The following is a 21,643-nucleotide window of genomic DNA, read 5'->3' on the forward strand; positions in this document are numbered from 1 at the left end:
TTTATACTTTGCCAATGCCGCAAAATTCCGGCGTCCTCGCCCCGCACTATCCTATGCCCGGAACAAGGCGTGTGTGTATGGATTTGTGTCCGCGCTTCCCTGCGCTCACAGCAGCCGCAGGCTCCGCTCCACGATTTTACCGCCTTCGATATATACCCGCGGCACCCGCTTGCTCACCGCACAGGTCAGGCCCCACCGCGCGTTGCGCGGCGGGGACCCCGATCTCATTTTGGTCGGCCAGGCAAAGCCCGCTCTCCCCAAGGTTTTGCCGCACGCGGCAAAACGCTTGGACGCCGCGCTGCGGCGGCTCGCTTCCCTGCGCTCACAGCAGCCGCAGGCTCCGCTCCACGATTTTACCGCCTTCGATATACACCCGCGGCACCCGCTTGCTCACCGCGCAGGTCAGCTCATAGGGGATGGTGTTCAGAATGGCCGCCAGGTCATCCACCCGCTGGCGGCGGCCGAAGATCTCCACCTCGTCCCCGACCTTGACGTCGGGCAGGTCTGTCAGATCGATCATGGACATGTCCATACAGATCCGGCCCCGCTGAGGGGCTGGGCCCTGGGCTGTCACCACCGACATCCGGTTGGAGAGGCCCCGGAAGAAACCGTCCGCATAGCCGATGGGCAACACCCCGATCCGGGTCCTTCCCTGGGTGCGGAACGTCCGACCGTAGCTGACGTCCGTGCCCGGGTCAAAGGTCTTGATGGTGGAGACGCTGGACTTCAGGCTCATCACCGGCCGCAGGTCCAGCCGCTGCGCATCGGCGCCCACGCCGTACAGGGCGATGCCCGGCCGCACCATGTCGAGATACATCTCCGGATAGCGGGCCAGAGCGCCGCTGTTGGCGCAGTGGCGGATGGCAAAGGTTCTGCCCCCTGCAGCCAATGCATCCAGCACACGGGTGAACACGTCGAACTGCGCTCTCGTATAGGCCTCACTGTCTCTGTCGTCCTCGTCGGAGACGGCGAAGTGGGTGAAGATGCCTTCCGCCTCCAGTCCCGGCAGGGCGCAGGCGGCGGCGATGGATTCCACGCCTGTGTCAAAGTGCCCCTCCCGCACCAGGAAACCCAGCCGGGACATGCCGGTGTCCACCTTGATGTGGACCTTCAGTGTGCCGCCGCTCTCCACGGCTGCGGCGCTGTACGCCTCCGCCTTGGCCAGGGCGGACACCGCCTGGGTGATGCCGTACTCGATCAGCTGGGGCACCATGGCCGGGGGCGTGTGGCCCAGGATCAGAATGGGCGCCTGAATGCCGGCCCGGCGGAGTTCTTTCGCCTCGTCCAAGCTGGACACCGCCAGATAGTCCGCCCCCAGCTGCTCCAGCTTGCGGGACACCTGAATGGCCCCGTGGCCGTAGGCGTCCGCCTTCACCACACCCAAATACTTCACGTTGGGCCCGATCTTTCTGCGGGCCTGCTGATAGTTGTGGGCCAGGGCGTCCAGGTCGATCTCCGCCCAGGTCCGTCTCAGAATCGGTTCCTCCATGTGTCGGTCACCTTCTCCGTCAGTCTATGGAAGCGGCGGGAGGGGTCCTCCCGCCGAAGTCATTCCTGGTTTTCTATTGTATCATAAAAGGAAAAGCTCGTAAAGTCTGCCGTCAAAATGATTTCCCCATCCACGGCGATCTCCCCTCGGAGGGGCGTACCGTCCTCCTGCCGCAGCCAGAGGGTGGAGAGGATCTTCCCATTCTGCTCTCCGGTCTGGTCCACCGTCAGACGGAAGCAGGACGTCTCCTGCCAGTCCTCCTCGCTCTCCTCCAGCAGCCACCCGTCCCGCAGGGCGCTCATCAGCTGGGGCAGGCAGGCCATGGGGCTCACCTCCTGGCTGCTGAGGTTCCCGGCGTTCAGGCACTGGTCCTCGTACACCAGTTCCACTTCCCCGTCGGAGAGCACTGCCTTCACGCCCGCGATGGTCTCCGGTGCCAGGACCTCCACAGTGGTCTCCCCCTCCGGCACGTAGTCGCACTGGAGCGTGGCCTCCCAGGCCGCGCCGTCCTGCGTGCAGGAGACCTCCGCCTCCATGACGCAGCCCGCCATGTTCCGATAGGGCATCCGGGCATCCGCCGCATCCCCCGCCTCTCCGCCTGTGCCGCCGCAGGCCGTCAGCAGCAGGCACAGGGTCATCATTGGTATGCAAGCCCATCTGCGCACCGCAAAAACCTCCGTCTTTTATAGGATCTCCCCGATGGCCGCCGGCAGTGACGACACCACGTCCTCCGGCGTCATACCATAGGGCGTCAGGCGCTCCGCCGCCAAGTCCCCGGCCCGGCCGTGGAGCCACACGCCGACCGCCGCCGCCCGAACGGCAGTCGCCCCCTGGGCCAGCAGGGCGGCGACAATCCCCGTCAGCACGTCGCCGCTGCCGCCCTTGGCCAGGCCGGAATTTCCGGTGGTGTTCACCAGCACGTTCCCCGCCGGGGCGGCGGTGAGGGTCCGGTGGCCCTTCAGCACCAGGACACAGCCATGGGCCGCTCCAAAGGCCCGGGCGGCCCCCAGCCGGTTGCTGCCGGTGAGGTCGCCGCCGATGCGGGTGAACTCCCCGTCGTGGGGCGTCAGCACCGTGATCCGGTCTCGCCGGGCGTCCAGTACATCTATATGTCCCCCCAGGGCGTTTATGCCGTCGGCGTCCAGCACCATCGGCTGCTGGATCTTCTGCAGCAGATCCAGCACCAGCTCCGTGACGCCATCTCCCCGGCCCAGTCCAGGGCCCAGAGCCACTGCGTCACAGCCGGCAGCCCGCTCCAGGATTTCCTCTTTCGCCTTGGGAGAGAGCCTCCCATGTTTGTCCGGCAGAGGGAATGGCATGGCAGAGACGCACTTGGCCGCCTCCACCGGCCAGATGGTCTCCGGCACCCCCAGGGACACCAGCCCGCACCCGGTCCGCACCGCCGCCGCGGCAGTGAGATAAGGCGCACCGGTATAGCCCACTGCGCCGCCGACGATCAGCACCTTGCCGAAGGTTCCCTTGTGGCCGTCCGCCCTCCGGGGCGGCAGGGCCGCACGGGCAAAGTCCCGCTCCACCGTCTGGGCCCGGCAGACAAGGCCCCGGACCAGATCCGCCGGGATGCCGATGTCCCGGACCTCCACGTTCCCGGAGAGGGCGGCCCCCTCCCCCACTGCCTGACCGATCTTGGGCAGTGTGAAGGTGACAGTGCGATCCGCCCGAACCGCACGGCCCAGCACGGCGCCGGTGTCCGCCGACACGCCGCTGGCAATGTCCGCCGCCACCACGGCGGCCCTGCTCTCATTCATCCAGTCCACCGCCGCGGCAAAGGGCGTGCCTGCCCCGATGGGCCGGGAGAGGCCCACGCCGAAGAGGGCGTCGATCACCACGTCGCACCCCAACACCCAGGCCCGCTGGCTTTCGTCCGCCGGGTCGAACCGCTCCAGCTCCACACCGCACTCGCTGAGACGGCGGGTCTCCTCCAGGGCGTCCGGCGTCAGCTTCTCATAGTCCCCTACCAGGAACGCCCGGACCTTCAGCCCCTTCAAAAACAGCAGCCGGGCTGCGGCGATTCCATCGCCGCAGTTGTTGCCCGCGCCGCACAAGGCCGCCCCCCGACATTTCCCCGGCCGCTTGGGCAGCAGCGCCAGCGCCGCCTCTGCCACGCCTGCCGCCGCCCGCTCCATCAGGTCGATGGAGGGAATGCCCCGCTCTTCAATGGCCTGCCGGTCCAGCTCCTTCATCTGCTCCGCCGTCGTCAGCTTCATGGCCGTAACCTCCTGTGTTCCTCATGGTTTTCTGGTGCCTATTATAGGAATTCCCGCTCCGGATTGCAATCATTTGTAACCAGATCGTCATGAATTTTCCGGTGGAATGTGATATGATGCTTCAAAAAGGAACGAAAGGAGGCGCTGCCCATGAGGCGTTTTGGGGCGCTTCTTCTCCTGACCATCACGCTGCTCGCCGGCTGCGGCGGGCGGGAATCTCCGGTTTCGCCCGATGAGGCCCCGGAGACCGCTCTGACGGAACAGGACGTTATCAATATGTATACCGCCGCGTCGGCGGTATACGACTGGTTTGATCTGACCACCCTGCCCCTGGACATGGAGGACGCCCGCACAGAGGGAGACCTGACCTACTACCGGGTGGATGCGGAGAATCTCTCCCTGCCCGTTTCTACCGTGGCAGAGCTCACGGACAGTGCGCTTCCCTGGCAGCCGCAGCCGGTCACGATCACGTCCCTGGCAGACCTGCGGGAGACGGCGGAGTCCTACTTCTCCCCGGAGATTGTGGACAACCTCTTCGCCCTGTCCCCGGATCACTACAAGGACTTCGACGGCGTTCTCTACGCCACCGACGGGGGCCGAGGGAGCAACCTGTACCTGCTGGACAAGACCGTGGCGGCGGAGCAGGTGGATGCGGACCACTGGACGGTGACGGTCACCTTCTACGCCGACAGCTGGGCCTTTGAGAAACCCAGTACCACCGTCGGCTACTCCCAGGCGGTGCTGGATCTGGAACACACGGCGGACGGCTGGAAATTCACTTCCTTTGTTCCCTCCGACGGGCTGGACCTGGAGGCGGAGACGGTGTTCCAGTTCACCTATGATATTGATACCTTCATGCGTGATGACGCCGGTAACCTCGACACCTGGTCCGACCTGAAGCTGGCCTGCTGGCTGCTCCACGCGGACGGAGCTTATTCCGAAGGTGCCACCGACTATTTAACCAGGCGGTTCCTGGAGGACCCGGACACCTGGTTCGATGCGTTGTCCGTCTTCCCGGACAGCCCCTGGGAGCACGCCGACATTGTGGTGGCCGCCCCGGTGAACGACACCTACGCCTGGTATGGTCAGGAGGAGCAGGACCGGCTGACAGAGATCCTGGACACCTACCAGCCGGAAAACGACGCCCAGCAGGCCCTGCTGGACGCCCTGAAGGAGGCCCGGCCCCAGGCCATCGAGCGGGCAACGGAAAACGCCACCGCCTCCTTCTGTCTGGTGACGGAGGGGCAGTTCCTCTCCCTGGGGCGCAAAGAGGGCGGATACCCCTGGGACTATGAGGGTCTCCCGGAGACGCCCCAGTCCGCCGGGACGGGGGACAACGGGGAATCGCTCTTCACGTTTTCCTTTGGAGGCGTGGATGTGGCGTATCTGGATGCGGATGGAACCGACAATATCTACCGCATGACCACCACGGTGCCGGGGCCGCGGACCCTGGGAGGCATCCAGGTGGGGGACTCGGAGGACGATGTAAAAGCCGTCTACACCGGTGCGGTGCAGATGGAGGCGGTGGGCGAGGACCAGTTCGGCGCCGACTACGCCCTGATCCACGAGCCCGGCGGCCTGTCCTACTGCAAGCACATCTCCTTTTTCATCACGGACGGCGAGGTGTCCGCCATCCAGGTGGAGGACCTGGTGGACGGCCGGCTCTTGAGCTGAAAATTTCCGCCCCGATCCGCTGAATTTCGGCGAATCGGGGCTTGCATTTGTCCCGTTTCTGTGCTATAAGTGTTAATTGTTATCAGCGATGAACGGGAAAATAACCGTGATACGCCGCCGAGAGAGGTCTGGCCACCGGCTGCAAGCCAGACTGCGGACGCCCGGTTTGGTTCGCCCGGGAGCCGCCGTGGAGACACGGCCGGTCCGCCCTCCGTTACCGGGGCCACGAGTGCGCGCCGCTTTTGGCGCGAATCCGGGTGGTACCGCGGAAGGATTCGCCTTTCGTCCCAGGGATGGGACGAGAGGCGTTTTTTGTTATCACAAAGATAGGAGATATGAGATAGAAGATAGGAGTTTTGGTATCCGGCAAAGCCGGATGATCCCAATAGAGCCGCACAGCGGCCGCCCCAGTTCCTATCTCCGATCTCCACGCTCCTAACTCAAAAAAGGAGTCTGACGTATGAAGGAACAACTGGAAGCCATTCGCGCCGGCGCGCTGGCAGCCATCGGCGCCGCCGGGAACACCGGAGAGCTGGAGGCCCTCCGGGTCCAGTACCTGGGCAAAAAGGGAGAACTGACCGCCGTTCTGAAGCAGATGGGCAAGCTCTCCGCCGAGGAGCGGCCCGTCATGGGCCAGCTGGCCAACGCCGTCCGGGCAGATGTGGAGTCCGCCATCGAGCAGCAGTCCGCCGTCCTGGCGGAAAAGGCCCTGGAGGAGCGGCTGGAGGCCGAGGCGCTGGACATCACCGTCCCCGGCAAGGCCCACAAGCTGGGCCACAAGCACCCCATGTACACCGCGCTGGATGAGATCAAGGAGATCTTCATCTCCATGGGCTTCACGGTCCTGGACGGCCCGGAGGTGGAGCTGGCCACCTATAACTTCGACAAGCTGAACGCCGGCGAGGGCCACCCCTCCCGGGACTGGAGCGACACCTTCTACTTTGACGAGGACAGCCGGGTGATGCTCCGCTCCCAGACCAGCCCCATGCAGGTCCGGGCCATGGAGACCATGGAGCTGCCCATCCGCATCATCGCCCCCGGCCGGGTGTACCGGAAAGATGAGGTGGACGCCACCCACTCCCCCATGTTCCATCAGGTGGAGGGCATGGTCATCGACAAGGGCGTCACCATGGCGGATCTGAAGGGCACCCTGAACACGGTGGTGGAGATGCTGTACGGCAAGGGCACCAAAACCCGGTTCCGCCCCCATCACTTCCCCTTCACGGAACCCTCCTGCGAGATGGATGTCCAGTGCCACAAGTGCGGCGGCGTGGGCTGCCCCACCTGTAAGGGCGAGGGCTGGATCGAGCTGCTGGGCGCCGGCATGATCCACCCCAAGGTGCTGAAGATGTCCGGCATCGACCCGGAGGTATACTCCGGCTGGGCCTTCGGCATCGGCCTGGAGCGCACCGCCATGCGGCGGTTCAAGATCGCCGACCTGCGGCTGATCTTTGAGAACGACGTGCGATTCCTGGAACAGTTCTAGTTCTTAAAGAGGGGATCCCGTCCCCCCTTTAGATTCCCCCTCACCAGTGACATCGGTCACTGGTGAACGCCGCCCAAGGCGGCTGAGTCAGGGAATTTTCGGCAGGCACGTGTCCTTCCGAAAATGACTGGATATTTTTTCACGCCGGCGGCGTGAAACTCTGCGAGGCTTTTGCGGGGCACTCCCGCATTCCGATATAAAGGAGTTATAGAAGATATGTTACTGAGCAGAAAGTGGCTGGACGAGTTTGTGCACGTCGACGCCAACGATAAAGACTTTGCCGAGGCCATGACCCTCTCCGGCTCCAAGGTGGAGACCACCGAGGACCGGGGAGCCGAGATCTCCAATATCGTGGTGGGCACCATCCTCACCATGGAGCGCCACCCGGATTCCGACCACATGTGGATCTGCCAGCTGGATGTGGGCCAGAGCGCGCCCATCCAGATTGTCACCGGCGCCTGGAACATCCACCCCGGCGATATGGTACCCGTGGCCCTGGACCACTCCACCCTCCCCGGCGGCAAGAAGATCGAGAAGGGCAAGCTGCGGGGCGTGGAGTCCAACGGCATGATGTGCGGCCTCTATGAGCTGGGTCTGGATGAGCGGGACTTCCCCTACGCCGCTATCGTCCCCGCCGCCATCCTGAACGACTACCACCCCCTGGACAAGGACAAGCCCTCCATCCCCGCCGACATCCAGCCCGGTGACAAGGTGTTCGGGCCGGTGGTGTGCGCCAAGATCCTGGAGTGCGCCAGCCAGCCGGACTACACCTTCCACACCTGTCTGGACCTGGGCGGCTCCACCGCTGTGCCGGACACCATCTGCCCCAACCTCCACGAGGGGGACCTGGTGGCCTACAACACCAAGACAGGCGCCATCTGCACCCTGGAGGATCTCCACGCCGACCAGAAGGAGTTCCCCCACTGCATCCCCGACGGCATCTTCGTCCTCCACGAGGAAGGGATCCAGAACGGCGATGACATCAAGCCCATTATCGGCGCGGATGACCATGTGGTGGAGTTCGAGATCACCCCCAACCGCCCCGACTGCCTCAGCGTCATCGGTCTGGCCCGGGAGGTGGCCGCCACCTACCAGCAGCCCCTGACTCTCCACGAACCGGAGGTACAGGGCGGCGCCGACGGCGTGCTGACGGACCTGCTGGACATCGAGACCCCTGCCGCGGATCTGGTGCCCCGGTACACCGCCCGGATGGTGCGGAACGTGAAGATCGCCCCCTCCCCCAAGTGGATGCGGGAGCGGCTGCGGAGCATGGGCGTCCGTCCCATCAACAACATCGTGGACATCACCAACTATGTGATGCTGGAGTACGGCCAGCCCATGCACGCCTTTGACTACCGCTATGTGAAGGGCGGCCACATCATCGTCCGCCGGGCCGAGGAGGGCGAGGAACTGACCACCCTGGACGGCAACGTGCGCAAGCTCACCGCCAACCACCTGGTCATCGCCGACGAGCACCGGGCCGTGGGCCTGGCGGGCATCATGGGCGGATTGAACTCCGAGATCGTGGCGGACACCACCGACGTGGTGTTCGAGTCCGCCTGCTTCGACGGCACCTGCATCCGCAAGGGCGCTCTGTCCCTGGGGATGCGGACCGAGGCCTCCGCCAAGTTCGAGAAGGGTCTGGATCCCCTGAATACCCTGCCCGCCGTCCAGCGGGCCTGCGAGCTGGTGGAGCTGCTGGGCGCCGGAGAGGTAGTGGACGGCGTCATCGACATCCTCAACTACGTGCCCCAGCCCCACACCATCCGCATGGACCCGGAGCGGGTGAACGCGCTGCTGGGCACCGACATCCCCGCAGCGGAGCAGTACCGGTATCTGGCCCGGGTGGACATCCGCACAGCGGACGACAGCTGCCCCGGCGGCCCTGCCGACGTGACCATCCCCTCCTGGCGGGGCGACGTGGAGGGCATCGCCGATCTGGCGGAGGAAGTGGCCCGGTTCTACGGCTACAACAACATCCCCACCACCCTGATGCGGGGCCAGACCACCCTGGGCGGCTATGGCGCCGCCGAGATCCTGGAGCGCCGGGTGTCCAGCGTGTGCCGGGCCTTCGGGTACGATGAGATCATCACATACTCCTTCATCTCCCCGACCCAGTACGACAAGATCCGCTGGCCGGAAGATTACCAGCGGCGGAACTCCTTCAAGATCCTGAACCCCCTGGGGGAGGATACCTCCATCATGCGGACCACCACCCTGCCCTCCATGCTGGAGATCCTGACCCGGAACTACAACTACCGCAATCAGGACGTGAAGCTCTATGAGGTGGGCCGGACGTACCTGCCCGGCGGCGAGGACGGCTTGGCCATCGAGTCCAAGACACTGACCCTGGGCGCCTACGGCGGCGACATGGACTTCTACGCTATGAAGGGCGCCATTGAGGCGATCCTCCAGGAACTGCGGGTGAAGGATGTGACCTTCCGCATCGGCAGCGGCCTGCCGGAGGAGCTCTCCTACCACCCCGGCCGCTTTGCCGAGGTGTGGAGCGGCAGCGACTGCCTGGGCTGGTTCGGCCAGATCCATCCCCTGGTGGCCAAGAACTATGGCGTAGACGCGGAATTCTACTGCGCAGAGCTGGCCATGGACGAGCTGGAGAATGCCAAGGGGGCCGACCCGGAATATGTCCCCCTGCCCAAGTTCCCCGCCGTCACCCGGGACATCGCCGTGGTGTGCGACAGGGCCGTCACCGTGGGAGCGCTGGAGGACTGCATCCGCCGGGGCGCCAAGGGGCTGCTGAAGGATGTGTCCCTGTTCGACATCTACACCGGCTCCGGCATCCCGGAGGGCAAGAAGAGCGTGGCCTTCAACCTGACGCTCCGCTCCGACGACCGCAGCCTCACCGCTCAGGAGGCCGATGAGGATGTGAAGAGCATCCTGGAGACGCTGAAGGCAGAGCTGAACGCCGTCCTGCGGTAATATGCGGCCGCCTGCGGACTGCACAGCGGGCTTGTGTGCCGTCGCGTCCAGGTGCTATTGCGCAGACAGAAACCTTGAGCCGGGCGGATGCGTTCCGCCCGGCTCAAATCCAATCCCCCAGCAGCGCCGATGCAGACGCCGCTCCCGGAGGCGCTGTGAGGCGGGCCGAAGGCCGTTCTGCTGCACTGGACCCCCCTGTTCTTTCGGTCCAGCGCCCTCCCAGCGATTACGGGGCGTATTTTTTCAAATTTCATGCGGAAAACGCTTTACAGTTTTTCAAAAAACGAGTATACTAGTTTTGTATTATGAAGTGGTGCTCCCTTCGGGAAAGGTGGTGTCTGTATGGACGATTTTACCAGGAAATTCAATATTGCCACGGAGAAGGACGCAGAGATCCATCAGATTCTCTCGACCGTCTATCGGGCATTGGAGGAAAAGGGCTATAACCCCATCAACCAGATCGTGGGTTATATTCTCTCCGAGGACCCCACCTACATCACCAATCACAACAATGCCCGGACCCTGATCCGCAAGATCGACCGGGACGAGCTGCTGCAGGTGCTGGTCCGCAGATATTTGGGGCAGTAACCGTTTTCCTTCTGCATTCCCCCGCAGAGAGGGCATCCGTGCGAATGGCGCGGCGACCTTCCCTGCGGGATTTTTTGCGTCCAGGGGCCGAAGGCAGGTCTCTTCCCAGGAATTGGCTGTAATTTCTTGTGACCAAACGTTGACAAAGCGGATAAAATCTGTTACAATTCGGTTACAACTTTTGAAGGAGTGTTTCCATGGCAGAGAGCAAGTCCAAGAAGGCAGAAGGTTTGACATACAAGGGCCATCCCCTTCGCCGGGTGGACAATCTGATCTACTACGGCACGATGGCTGAGAAATATATCATCATGATGCAGATCCTCAACACCAAGAAGGAGCAGGACATGGAGGTGGCCACCAAGGTCTCCATCCAGCTGCAGCTGACGGACCCGGAGCTGAAGTCCCGGGACCGTGTGGTCAAGAAGAGCGAGAAGGACAGCCTCTACGCGGCGATGGACATCGCCACCGTCTGGCTGGATCGTGCTCTTGCTGGCAAGCTGTAAGAAACAGGACCTTTTCCCCGCGCTACAAAAGACTGACGAAAGGAACGTACACCTATGACGCACTTCGCAGGCAGAGCAGGCAAGGTCCTGTTCCTCTCCGTTCTCACCGCAATGCTGCTGGCGGCCACCGCCCTGGCAGCGGACATCGCCACCGGCGCCGGCTGCACCACAGGTTCTTCCCTGCGGCTGCGGGCCGAGCCCTCTACCTCCGCCTCCGTGGTCACCACGCTGGACAAGAGTGTGGCGGTGGCGATCTTGGATGACTCCGTGGACGGCTGGTACAAGATCGCCTACAACGGCAGCACCGGCTATGTGTCTGCTGACTACCTGAACGTAGATCAGGACAATGTCTTCACTACATACGGCCGCGTCAATTCCGACGGCGTGAACGTCCGCTCCGACGCCTCTACCGACAGCTCTGTGCTGGCCACCATTGAGGAGGACGCCATCGTCACGGTCAACGGCTTGGTGGACGGCTGGTACGACGTCACCTGTGAGTACGGCACCGAGGGTTACATCCGCAGCGACTTCCTGGACCTGACGGAGTCTTCCTCCTCCAACAGCGACATCGCGGCCACCGCCAAGCAGTACCTGGGCACGGGTTATGTGTACGGCGGCGCCTCTCCCCGCGGCTTTGACTGCTCCGGCTTCACCATGTACGTGTACAGCCAGCACGGCTACTCCCTGCCCCACTCCGCCACCAGCCAGTGGCAGAGTGGCCTGGGCACCCGGGTATACTCTATCTCCGAGCTGCAGCCCGGCGATCTGGTGTTCTTCAACGATCCCAGCCGCAACGCCGGCAAGGCATGTTCCCATGCCGGTATCTACACGGGAGATGGGCAGTTCATCCACTCCTCCTCTTCCCGCAGCGGCGGTGTCATCGTCAGCAGCCTGACCAGCGGGTACTACAATACCTATTTTGTGGGCGGTATCCAGGTGTAAGTTTTAAGAGTAAATATCCAACCGGGCGGCACAGTTGTGTGCCGCCCGGTTTTTGTGTGGATTAGAATTTCTCCGCGGCCCGCTCCAGTGCCGTGAGGTCACCCCGGCGGAGCAGGGGCAGCAGCAGCTGGAGCTTCTCCCGTGGCCAGTCCCACCACCGGAGCCGCTCCAGACGGTGGATGGTCTCCGGTGTGAACCGCTTCCGGATGGGCTTCGCCGGTACGCCGCCTACGATGGTGTAGGGCTCCACGTCCCCAGCCACCACCGCCCGGGCGGCCACGATGGCGCCGTCACCGATCCGCACGCCGGAGAGGATGACGGCCTCATAGCCGATCCAGACATCGCTGCCGATGACAATGTCCCCCCGGTTGTCCCAGGTCTCCGTGATCTCCGAGACAGACGTGTCCCACGCCTCGTAGAAGATGGGAAAGGGATAGGTGGACAGGGACTTCAGCGTGTGGTTGGCGCTGGTGAACAGGAATTTCGCGCCGCAGGCGATGGAGCAGAATTTTCCGATCACCAGCCGGTCGCCGTTGATGGGGTAGTGATAGAGCACATTGTTGCGCGCGAATTCCGTGGGGTCCCGGAGGAAATCGTTGTAGATCGTGTAATCCCCCACAGAAATATTGGGGTCTGACACCACTGCATTCAGATAGATGGTCTCCCGGTCGCCTGTGCGGGGATAGATGGTATTCGCCGGAATCTGCATGAGGAAATTCTCCTTTCAAATTTGATTCATGCGATCCCGGCCACCACAATGCAGCGCCTCACCTGCCGCTCTCTCCTTTCCTGATTCAGTACTCTGTTTTCTCCCCGCCGCAGAGGGCGGCCAGCTCCCGATCCAGATTCTCATAGAACCGGGCGATGTGGATGCCGTCCACCAAAGCATGGTTGGCCAGCAGCGTCATAGGCAGCAGAGTCCGGCCCCCCTGTCGGTGCCAGCGGCCCCAGGTGATGCGGGGATTGCTGTCCGCCGGCGTTGGGGTTGGCTGGGTCAGGGCCGTGTAGGACAGCCACGGGACACAGGAGACAAAGAACAGGCTCTCCCCGTCCTCTCCGTCCTCCAGGGTGGGCGCCGCCTTCACCCGCTCCTGCTCCGCCGCCGCGTAGGGCAGGAACTCCCGGAAGGGCCGGTCCACCTCCAGGCTGCAGTAGCAGTAAGTCCCGTCCGGCAGAGCCACCGTATGGGAGGAGGGGCAGCGGTCGTACTCCACCACCTGATCGCCCCGGATGCGCCGCCGCAGCTCCGGCACGCCGTTGGCCGCTCGGACCGCAGCGTACAGCACCGCCAGAAAGAAGCTCGTTCCACTCTCCCGGCACCAGACTGCCAGCTCCGTCACATCCACCTGCACCGTCACCCCCACATAGGGGTTGGACAGGGTCTGAAAATACGCAAATTGGTCCCGCCGGGACTCCCGGGACATGTCCACCGTCCGCCAATTCATAGGTGCTCCTCCTCATTTTGATCTTTGGAGGTATGATAACACACTCCAAAGCATTTTGCACCATTTTCCGTTTTGAAAAATTTCCTCTTGCCAAGTTCTTCCGGTTGTGCTATGATTCACACTTGTGTGAAAAGTATGATTTCAAGGAGGTAGCTCCATGCCTGGAGGCAAACACATGCTGGGCATGTCCAAAAACCGGGTCTTTGGCACTGCCAAAGTGGGCGACCGGGGACAGATCGTCATCCCGCAGGAGGCCCGCCGGTTCTTTGGCATCTCTCCCGGAGACACCCTGCTGATTTTGGGCAATGAGGTCAGCGGCCTGGTGGTGACAAAGCCCCAGGTCCTCAGCGACCTGGCAGATGAAATTTTGGGAACAACGGAGGAAGACCATGGAAATTGTGACCATGTATGAACAGCTCGGCGTCAGCCGGGCGGTCTATGAATACGGCGAGGCGGTGCTCCGGGACTTGCGGCCCCGGTTCGACGTCATTGATCAGACGGCAGAGTACAACCAAGGCAAGGTCCTGGCCGCCATGCAGAAAAACCGGGTAAACGCCACCCACTTTGCCGCCACCACCGGCTACGGCTACAACGATGACGGCCGGGACAACCTGGAGCGAGTGTACGCCGATGTGTTCCACACGGAGGCGGCTCTGGTCCGTCCCCAGATCACCTGCGGCACCCATGCCCTGGCAGTGGCCCTCTCCGCCAACCTGCTGCCGGGGGACGAGTTGCTGTCCCCGGTGGGAGCCCCCTATGACACCCTGGAGGAGGTCATCGGCATCCGGGAGAGCAAATGCTCCCTGAAGGAGTATGGCGTCACCTATGCCCAGGCGGACCTGAAGCCCGACGGAACCTTCGACTACGACGCCATCCGGGAGAAGATCAACGGCCGCACCAAGCTCATCACCATCCAGCGGTCTAAGGGGTACGCCACCCGCCCCTCCTTCTCGGTCCGGCAGATCGGGGAACTGATCGCCTTCTGCAAGGGGATCAAGCCGGACGTGAAAATCATGGTGGACAACTGCTACGGCGAGTTCGTGGAGACCATCGAGCCCTCGGATCTGGGGGCCGACATGGTGGTGGGCAGCCTCATCAAGAACCCCGGCGGAGGACTTGCCCCCATCGGCGGCTACATCTGCGGCACCAAGGAGTGTGTGGACCGGTGTGCCTACCGGCTCTCCGCCCCGGGACTGGGCCAAGAGGTGGGTGCCAACCTGGGTCTGATGCCCGCCCTCTACCAGGGGCTGTTCCTGTCCCCCACGGTGGTGTCCGGCGCTTTGAAGGGCGCTGTCTTTGCCGCCAACATCTATGAGGAACTGGGCTTCGCCTGCGTCCCCAACGCCACGGAGAGCCGCCATGACATCATCCAGGCGGTGACCCTGGGCAGTGCCGAGGCCATGGTGGCCTTCTGCAAGGGGATCCAGGCCGCCGCCCCGGTAGACAGCTACGTGACCCCGGAGCCCTGGGCCATGCCGGGCTATGACTCCGACGTCATCATGGCCGCCGGCGCTTTTGTCCAGGGCAGTTCCATCGAGCTCTCCGCCGACGGGCCCATCCGCCCCCCTTACGCCGTCTACTTCCAGGGCGGCCTCACCTGGTACCACGCCAAGTTGGGAATCCTCATGTCCCTGCAGAAGCTGGTGGAGGCGGGTCTGGTAACTCTGCCGGAAAGTAAATAACGCTTTGAATACAGTGATTTAGGAGAAAAACGTAATATGTGGTTTTGGCTCTCTCTGATCGCGCTGCTCTGCTGGAGCGGCTCCGACCTCTTTTCCAAAATCGGCTGCCGCGATGCCCGGGACAAGTACAGCCACCTGAAAATGGTGATGGCCGTGGGCGTTGTCATGGGCCTTCACGCGGCCTACGAGGTCTTTGTGGGCGGTACGGTCATCAATCTGGACATCATCCTGACATACCTGCCCGTCTCGATCCTGTACATTCTCTCTATGGCCATGGGCTATGTGGGCCTGCGGTACATTGAGCTGTCCATCTCCTCCCCTATCTGCAACTCCTCCGGCGCCCTGGTAGCTGTGCTGGCTATCCTCTTTGACGGCATCGCCGGATACTCCCCCCTGGCCCTGTTCGCCGTGGCGCTGGTGTGTGTGGGCGCCGTGGGCCTGGGTGTGGTGGAGGCCCGGGAGGATGACGAACTGCGCATCGAGCGGCAGAAGGCAAGCAACTACAAGTACACCAAGAGCTTCATGGCCCTGGCCATGCCTGCGGCTTACTGCGTGCTGGACGCTGCCGGCACCTTTGCCGACAGCCGGGTGCTGGAGATCATCAGCCGCACCGTGGAGGACTACGAGGCCAGCGCCAACGTGGCCTATGAGCTGACGTTCCTGCTGGCCGCCGTGGTGTGCTTCGTCTATGTGGTGCTCATCAAGCGGGACCGGCTGGTGCCGAAGATGGAGGCCCCCAAGTATCTGGGCGCCGTCTGCGAGACCGCCGGACAGTTCGCCTACATCTACGCCATCGCGGACACGGAGCATCTGGCCATGTCCGCGCCCATCATCGCCTCCTACTGCGCGGCCTCCGTGCTGTGGAGCCGGATCTTCCTGAAGGAGAAGCTCTCCTGGAAGCACTACGCCATGATCGCGCTGATCGTGGCGGGCATTGCCATCATGGGCGTGTTCGATCTGTAATGAAAAAGTCCCCCCTGTGCCGGAACACAGAGGGGACTTTTTTCATGTTTCAGGCCCTGCCGTTCTCCTGGATCCGCCGGTCCAGCCGGGCCATGAAGTAGGCCAGCAAAAAGCCGCCGATGCAGCAGACCGCCGACAGCACAATCTCCCACGCGCCCACATAACTGGTGGGGATGATAACCAATGTGGAGGCCAGCACGATGCCGAAGATCCCGTGGAAAGCGATGGAGTAGTGCTTCCGGAAGAACCAGCTCACCAGCCTTGCCAGCAGCAGGATTGTCAGCACCATCCCCGGCAGGCAGGCGGAGAGCACCAGGAAGTCCAGCCGGGCCAGCCCTTCCAGCATGGGCTGGTACAGCCCCAGGGCCATCATTACCGAGGAGGAGGTCAGCCCTGGAATCACCAGACTCATGCCCCAAAGGGCGCCGCAGAAGTTGTACCACCAGAAATTGGGTTCCACGGTGACGCAAATCACTTTTCCTACGTAAAACAGGCTGAAGAAGATGGCGCCGGCGCACACCGCCATGCTGACCCAAGAGCCGATGCTGCGTCCCTCCTTCCCCGCCTCCCGGAAGAGAGATGGGACCGTGCCCACGATCAGGCCGATGAACAGCCAGGTAGTGACGGTGCTGGACACGTCGATGGCCGCGGCGATGCCCTTGGCAAAGCCCAGAAAGCCGATGGCGCACCCCAGCCCGATGGGCAGAAACCACCGCCAGTATTTGGGGATGGCCTCCCGGGGATGGGTCAGCACCTCCATAAAGGGACGGTAGATGTCGAACACCACCGCCAGCACCCCGCCGGAAACCCCCGGCAGGATGGCGCCGGCCCCGATCAGGACGCCGCACAGCAGGTCCCGCAGCCAGCGTATGCCAAAATTCCGATCCCGCTTCCGCCTCAACGCCGTTCCTCCATCCTCCTGGGTCTTGTGGATTTTATGATAGCAGTTTTGCCCAGCAGTTGCAATCCGATACTGCCTCTTCTCTTGAAAAAATTCCCGGTTTCGACAGCGCCCGACGCCGCTTTGTGGAAACTCACAGAACCACATGTCTTTTGCCTGGATTTCTATGCAGGTTGCCCTGTTGACTTTTCCGGTGTTATCAGATAAACTATGAGACAGTTATTGAATAACCTGATAGCAAAAGACGATGAAGAGAAGAGTACCCAGGCAGATACAGCGCAGAGAGCCTCGTGTGGTGAGAAGAGGTCTGGAAGGGCTTGGAGAACATGGTCTCGGAGTTGCGTGGCCGACCGCCGTCCCGGCATAGGTCACGACGTGGGCGCACGTCACAGCGCAGGAGTGTGTTTGCACTCCCCAAGGCCGCTTTCGTGAGGAAGCGTGCGAATCAAGGTGGTACCACGGCGAATTCCGTCGTCCTTGAGACTTTTGTCTCAAGGACTTTTTTATTGCCAGAATTCACCGGAAAGGAGCGTTATCCCGTGTCTATCATTCAAATTCAGCACCTGTACAAGACCTTTGGAACGGGTGAAAACGCCGTCCATGCCCTGGAGGACATCAGCCTGGACATCCAGAAGGGGGAGATCTTCGGAATTATCGGTCTCTCCGGCGCCGGCAAGAGCACCCTGGTGCGGTGCATGAACCTGCTGGAGCGTCCCACCTCCGGCACCGTGATCGTGGACGGGAAGGATATGACGGCCCTTAGCGAAAAAGAGCTGCGGCTGGCCCGTCGGAACGTCACTATGATCTTCCAAAGCTTCAACCTGCTAATGCAGCGGACGGTGCTGAAAAACGTCTGCTTCCCCATGGAGCTCAGCGGTACCCCCGCTGCCCAGGCCAGAAAGCGGGCCCTGGAGCTGCTGGACCTGGTGGGCCTGCGGGAGAAAGCGGATGCCTATCCCTCCCAGCTCTCCGGCGGACAGAAGCAGCGGGTGGCCATCGCCAGGGCCCTGGCCACGGACCCCAAGGTCCTGCTGTGTGACGAAGCCACCTCCGCCTTGGATCCCACCACCACCGCCTCCATCCTGGCCTTGCTGAAGGACCTGAACGAGAAGCTTGGGGTCACCGTGGTGGTCATCACCCACCAGATGAGCGTCATCGAAGAGATCTGCTCCCGGGTGGCGATCCTGGACGGCGGTGTGGTGGCTGAACAGGGCAAGGTGGAGGACATCTTCTCCAATCCCCATACGGATGCGGCCCGGCGGCTGGTGTACCCCGGTGGCGTCAGCCTGGAACAGTATCCGGCAGGTACTCACGCCGTCCGCGTGGCCTTCAACGGCGGTACGGCGTATCAGCCCCTGATCGCGTCTCTCGCCATCGACCTGGGGGTGAAGGTCAATATTCTGGGTGCCGACACCCGCAACATCGAGGGCAGGGCCTTCGGCACCATGCTGCTTGGGCTGCCGGACAACCCCAATGAGGCCGCCAAAGCCCTCAGCTATATCCGGGCGCAGCCCAATGTCTCTGCGGAGGAGGTGGAATACCATGTTTGAGTCTATTGCAGCCTTCTGGGCCGAATACGGTAATGTGTTGACAGATGGTGTCTGGGATACCCTGGTAATGGTGGTGATCTCCACCGCATTCGCCTATCTGATCGGCCTCCCTCTGGGGGTGGCCCTGATCCTGACCCAGCCCCACGGCATCCGGCCCCACCGGGGCGTCTACCGGGTGCTGGACTGGATCGTCAACATCGGCCGGTCCGTCCCCTTCATCATTCTGATGGTGGCCATTATGCCCTTCACCCGGATGGTGGTGGGCACCACCATCGGCGTCAAAGGCGCCATCGTACCTCTGGTGGTGTCCGCCGCCCCCTTCATCGCCCGGATGGTGGAGACCTCCCTGAACGAGGTAGACGCCGGTGTGGTCGAGGCCGCCCAGTCCATGGGCGCCTCCACCCTCCAGATCGTCTGGAAGGTGTACCTGCCGGAGGCGAAGCCCTCTTTGATCCTGGGGGGCGCCATCTCCCTGGTGACGATTCTGGCCTATACCGCCATCGCTGGCACCGTGGGCGCCGGCGGCCTGGGCGACATCGCCGTCCGGTACGGCCATCAGCGGGGCATCACCTCCGTTATGTGGGTGACGGTGGTGTTCCTGATTATCCTGGTGCAGGTGGTCCAGCTGATTTTCAACTGGCTGTCCCGGCGCATCGATAAGCGGCTGGACCAGCCGTCCGGCGCCAAAAAATCCGGCCCCCTCGATCTCCTGCCCCGCTTTGCCCATACCAAGTGACCCCCGGCGTTTTCATCGTTTGTCTCTTGAAAATCCGGCAAGCGTTTGAAATACATCATAAACGATATTTTATTGGAGGAACGAAACATGAAAAAGAAGCTGCTGGCCCTGCTGCTGGGCCTGACCCTGTGCCTGTCCCTGGCCGCCTGCGGCAGCGATGCCGCTGAGACCGTCACCCTGACGGTGGCCGCCTCTCCCACCCCCCACGCCGAGATTCTGAACCAGTGCGTGCCCATCCTGGCGGAGCAGGGCATCGAGCTGGTGGTCAACGAGTACAGCGACTACGTGGTGCCCAACACCGCCGTGGAGGACGGCGACGAGGACGCCAACTACTTCCAGCACCTGCCCTATCTGGAGGAGTTCAACGAGACCCGCGGCACCCATCTGGTGAGCGTGGCCGGCGTCCACATCGAGCCCATGGGCATCTATGCGGGCCGGGTCTCCTCCCTGGAGGATCTGCCCGACGGCGCCGTCATTGCCGTTCCCAACGATGCCACCAATGAGGGCCGCGCCCTCCTGCTGCTGGAGGCCCAGGGCCTGATTACCCTGGACGACAGCTCCAACCTGACCGCCACTCCCAACAACATTGTGGACAATCCCAAGAATCTGGAGTTCCAGGAGCTGGAGGCCGCCACCATCCCCAGCGTGCTTGCGGACGTGGATCTGGCCGTCATCAACTCCAACTACGCCCTGGGCGCCGGCCTGAACCCCACCACAGACGCTCTGGCCATCGAGTCCAGCGACTCCCCCTATGTCAACGTACTGGTGGTGAAGGAGGGCAATGAGAACAACGAGGCTATTCAGGCCCTGGTGGATGCTCTCCACTCCGACACCATCCGGGACTACATCACCGAGACCTTCGACGGCGCCGTAGTACCTGCCTTCTAAGATCATTTCCTTTCAATTCAGCTGTGCCGGAGAGGCTTTGTCTCTCCGGCACAGCTTTTTGAGAATTTCCAATGTTAAAATCGTGTAAAATTTTTCGTGGAAACCAGTAGCATTTCCAGACGCTCCGTGCTAGAATATGGCTTGCGTCATACAGCGCAAATTCTGGGACATATACGAGGTTTTCTGACATGGCAGGCAAGCAGCAGACTCATTATGAGATCGATATGTGCAACGGCCCTATTCTCTCCAAGATGCTGCGGTTCTCCATCCCGCTAATGTGCTCCAGCGTACTGCAGCTACTGTTCAACGCGGCGGATATCGTGGTGGTGGGCCGCTGGGCCGGGGACAACTCCCTGGCGGCAGTGGGGTCCAACACCGCGCTGATCGGCCTGCTGACCAACCTGTTTGTAGGTCTGGCCGTGGGTGCCAATACCCTGGCGGCCAAATACTACGGCGCCCGAGACAGAGACGCGCTCCACCGGGTAGTCCACACCTCCATCCTACTGAGCATCATCAGCGGCCTGGTGTTGACAGTGGTGGGCGTCTTCGGTGCCCGGACCATTCTGATCTGGATGCAGACCCCGGAGAACGTGTTGGATCTGGCCACGCTGTATCTGCGGATCTACTTCCTGGGCATGACGGCCACCATGGTCTACAACTTCGGCGCCGCCCTGCTGCGGGCGGAGGGCGATACCCAGCGGCCGCTGTACTTCCTCTCCCTGGCGGGAGTCGTCAACATCGTGCTGAATCTCTTCTTCGTCATCGTCTGCAAGCTGGACGTGGCAGGTGTGGCCATCGCCACCGTGATCTCCCAGTGCATCTCCGCCTCCCTGGTGCTCCGCTGCATGGTGAAGGATACCGGCCCGCTGCACCTGGATCTCAAGAAGATGCGGCTCCACCCCCAGGCCATGCGGCAGATCCTCCGCATCGGCCTGCCCGCCGGATTCCAGGGGATTCTCTTCTCCCTGTCCAACGTGGTGATCCAGTCCTCCGTCAATACCTTCGGTGAGGTCATCATGGCTGGCAACTCCGCTGCGGCCAACATTGAGCAGTTCGTATACGTGTCTATGAACGCCATGTATCAGGCCACCATTTCCTTCACCAGCCAGAACTACGGCGCCGGTAACTACCACCGCATCCGCAAGATCATGATCCGCGCCCAGGGCTGCGTGCTGGTGGTGGGGCTGGTGCTGGGCAACGCCGCCACGCTGGCAGGTCGGGTACTGCTGTCCATCTACACCACCAGTCCCCCGGTCATTGAGGCCGGATTGGTGCGGATGGGCATCGTCTGCACCACCTATGCCCTCTGCGGCATGATGGACGTGATGGTGGGCGGCCTGCGCGGCATCGGCTACTCCATCATGCCCATGCTGGTGTCCCTGGTGGGCGCCTGCGGCCTGCGGCTGCTGTGGATCGCCACCATTTTTCAGCTGCCCCAGTTCCACACCATCCAGACGATCTACTGGTCCTATCCCATCAGCTGGGCTATTACCTTCGGCGTCCACGTGATCTGTTTCCTGTGGGCCATGAAAAAGGTCAAGCGCCAGCTGCTGCCGGAGGGCGCGCCCGCGCCGGTGGAAGTCCCCCCCACTTTGGAAGAGGAGACCGTTTCCGAATAAGAAAAAAGCGGCGGG

General features: G+C 62.5%; 19 protein-coding genes and 1 other annotated feature. Of the genes, 13 read left to right on the plus strand and 6 right to left on the minus strand.

Going from position 1 to position 21,643, the window contains the following annotated elements; genetic code table 11:
- Positions 1–322 precede the first annotated feature (322 nt).
- The 3 genes from alr to OCV80_RS15215 are packed head-to-tail and all read right to left on the minus strand — an operon-like array spanning position 323 to position 3,714.
- Positions 323–1,489, minus strand: a complete 1,167-nt coding sequence (gene alr / locus OCV80_RS15205; protein WP_119310807.1) for an alanine racemase — start codon at positions 1,487–1,489, stop codon at positions 323–325.
- A 59-nt stretch (positions 1,490–1,548) separates the two neighbouring features.
- Positions 1,549–2,154 carry a hypothetical protein gene (locus tag OCV80_RS15210; RefSeq protein WP_119310806.1) on the minus strand — a complete coding sequence of 202 codons (606 nt, stop codon included), beginning with the start codon at positions 2,152–2,154 and terminating at the stop codon, positions 1,549–1,551.
- Between the two features lie 18 nt (positions 2,155–2,172).
- Positions 2,173–3,714, minus strand: a complete 1,542-nt coding sequence (locus OCV80_RS15215; RefSeq protein WP_119310805.1) for an NAD(P)H-hydrate dehydratase — start codon at positions 3,712–3,714, stop codon at positions 2,173–2,175.
- 150 nt (positions 3,715–3,864) lie between these two features.
- Between OCV80_RS15215 and OCV80_RS15220 the strand changes: the two genes are divergently transcribed.
- The 6 genes from OCV80_RS15220 (at position 3,865) to OCV80_RS15245 (ending at position 11,844) form a co-directional block, all read left to right on the plus strand.
- A complete protein-coding gene (locus tag OCV80_RS15220; RefSeq protein ID WP_119310804.1) occupies positions 3,865–5,388 on the plus strand; it encodes a hypothetical protein in 1,524 nt (507 codons plus the stop codon).
- Between the two features lie 460 nt (positions 5,389–5,848).
- Positions 5,849–6,874: a phenylalanine--tRNA ligase subunit alpha gene (gene pheS / locus OCV80_RS15225; protein WP_021747627.1), complete on the plus strand. Its 1,026-nt coding sequence runs from the start codon at positions 5,849–5,851 to the stop codon at positions 6,872–6,874.
- Positions 6,875–7,090: 216 nt separating this feature from the next.
- A complete protein-coding gene (pheT, locus tag OCV80_RS15230) occupies positions 7,091–9,811 on the plus strand; it encodes a phenylalanine--tRNA ligase subunit beta (RefSeq protein ID WP_119310803.1) in 2,721 nt (906 codons plus the stop codon).
- 342 nt (positions 9,812–10,153) lie between these two features.
- The gene (locus tag OCV80_RS15235) at positions 10,154–10,399 is read left to right on the plus strand and encodes an IreB family regulatory phosphoprotein (RefSeq protein WP_021747624.1); all 246 of its coding nucleotides are present in this window, start codon (positions 10,154–10,156) and stop codon (positions 10,397–10,399) included.
- Between the two features lie 197 nt (positions 10,400–10,596).
- Complete coding sequence (locus OCV80_RS15240) at positions 10,597–10,902, plus strand: hypothetical protein (RefSeq protein WP_021747623.1); 306 nt, start codon at positions 10,597–10,599, stop codon at positions 10,900–10,902.
- Positions 10,903–10,956: 54 nt separating this feature from the next.
- On the plus strand, positions 10,957–11,844 hold the full coding sequence (locus tag OCV80_RS15245) for a C40 family peptidase (RefSeq protein WP_136891640.1): 888 nt from the start codon (positions 10,957–10,959) through the stop codon (positions 11,842–11,844).
- 61 nt (positions 11,845–11,905) lie between these two features.
- Here OCV80_RS15245 and OCV80_RS15250 read toward each other — a convergent pair whose 3' ends face one another.
- Both OCV80_RS15250 and OCV80_RS15255 read right to left on the minus strand, forming a co-directional pair.
- Positions 11,906–12,553, minus strand: a complete 648-nt coding sequence (locus tag OCV80_RS15250; protein ID WP_267288539.1) for a CatB-related O-acetyltransferase — start codon at positions 12,551–12,553, stop codon at positions 11,906–11,908.
- A gap of 85 nt (positions 12,554–12,638) precedes the next feature.
- Complete coding sequence (locus OCV80_RS15255) at positions 12,639–13,289, minus strand: CatA-like O-acetyltransferase (RefSeq protein ID WP_119310801.1); 651 nt, start codon at positions 13,287–13,289, stop codon at positions 12,639–12,641.
- Between the two features lie 157 nt (positions 13,290–13,446).
- On the opposite strand from OCV80_RS15255, the gene OCV80_RS15260 reads away from it, so the two are divergent.
- From OCV80_RS15260 to OCV80_RS15270, 3 genes are read left to right on the plus strand one after another with little or no spacing between them, the layout of a single operon-like run.
- Positions 13,447–13,701 (plus strand): AbrB/MazE/SpoVT family DNA-binding domain-containing protein, encoded by a 255-nt coding sequence (locus OCV80_RS15260; protein ID WP_249390717.1) that lies wholly within the window; start codon positions 13,447–13,449, stop codon positions 13,699–13,701.
- Positions 13,679–14,971, plus strand: coding sequence for a methionine gamma-lyase family protein (locus OCV80_RS15265; RefSeq protein ID WP_036629891.1), 1,293 nt, complete (start codon positions 13,679–13,681; stop codon positions 14,969–14,971). Before OCV80_RS15260 ends, OCV80_RS15265 begins: the two co-directional genes overlap by 23 nt.
- 36 nt (positions 14,972–15,007) lie before the next feature.
- Positions 15,008–15,934, plus strand: coding sequence for an EamA family transporter (locus OCV80_RS15270; protein ID WP_119310800.1), 927 nt, complete (start codon positions 15,008–15,010; stop codon positions 15,932–15,934).
- A gap of 49 nt (positions 15,935–15,983) precedes the next feature.
- Here the strand turns inward: OCV80_RS15270 and OCV80_RS15275 are convergent, their stop codons facing one another.
- Positions 15,984–16,835 (minus strand): DUF368 domain-containing protein, encoded by an 852-nt coding sequence (locus OCV80_RS15275; protein ID WP_036629893.1) that lies wholly within the window; start codon positions 16,833–16,835, stop codon positions 15,984–15,986.
- A 238-nt stretch (positions 16,836–17,073) separates the two neighbouring features.
- Positions 17,074–17,317, plus strand: a binding site (T-box leader).
- Positions 17,318–17,380: 63 nt separating this feature from the next.
- On the opposite strand from OCV80_RS15275, the gene OCV80_RS15280 reads away from it, so the two are divergent.
- The 4 genes from OCV80_RS15280 to OCV80_RS15295 all read left to right on the plus strand — a co-directional run bounded on the left by OCV80_RS15280 (position 17,381) and on the right by OCV80_RS15295 (position 21,628).
- Entirely contained in the window at positions 17,381–18,385 is a 1,005-nt protein-coding gene (locus OCV80_RS15280) for a methionine ABC transporter ATP-binding protein (protein ID WP_136891816.1), read from the plus strand.
- Positions 18,378–19,121 carry a methionine ABC transporter permease gene (locus OCV80_RS15285; RefSeq protein WP_136891639.1) on the plus strand — a complete coding sequence of 248 codons (744 nt, stop codon included), beginning with the start codon at positions 18,378–18,380 and terminating at the stop codon, positions 19,119–19,121. The genes OCV80_RS15280 and OCV80_RS15285 overlap by 8 nt, the downstream gene beginning before the upstream one ends.
- Before the next feature lie 87 nt (positions 19,122–19,208).
- A complete protein-coding gene (locus OCV80_RS15290) occupies positions 19,209–20,009 on the plus strand; it encodes a MetQ/NlpA family ABC transporter substrate-binding protein (RefSeq protein ID WP_119310799.1) in 801 nt (266 codons plus the stop codon).
- Positions 20,010–20,197: 188 nt separating this feature from the next.
- Positions 20,198–21,628 (plus strand): MATE family efflux transporter, encoded by a 1,431-nt coding sequence (locus OCV80_RS15295; RefSeq protein ID WP_119310798.1) that lies wholly within the window; start codon positions 20,198–20,200, stop codon positions 21,626–21,628.
- Positions 21,629–21,643 lie beyond the last annotated feature (15 nt).

Source organism: Oscillibacter acetigenes (assembly GCF_025567605.1).
Classification (GTDB): Bacteria; Bacillota; Clostridia; order Oscillospirales; family Oscillospiraceae; genus Oscillibacter; species Oscillibacter welbionis.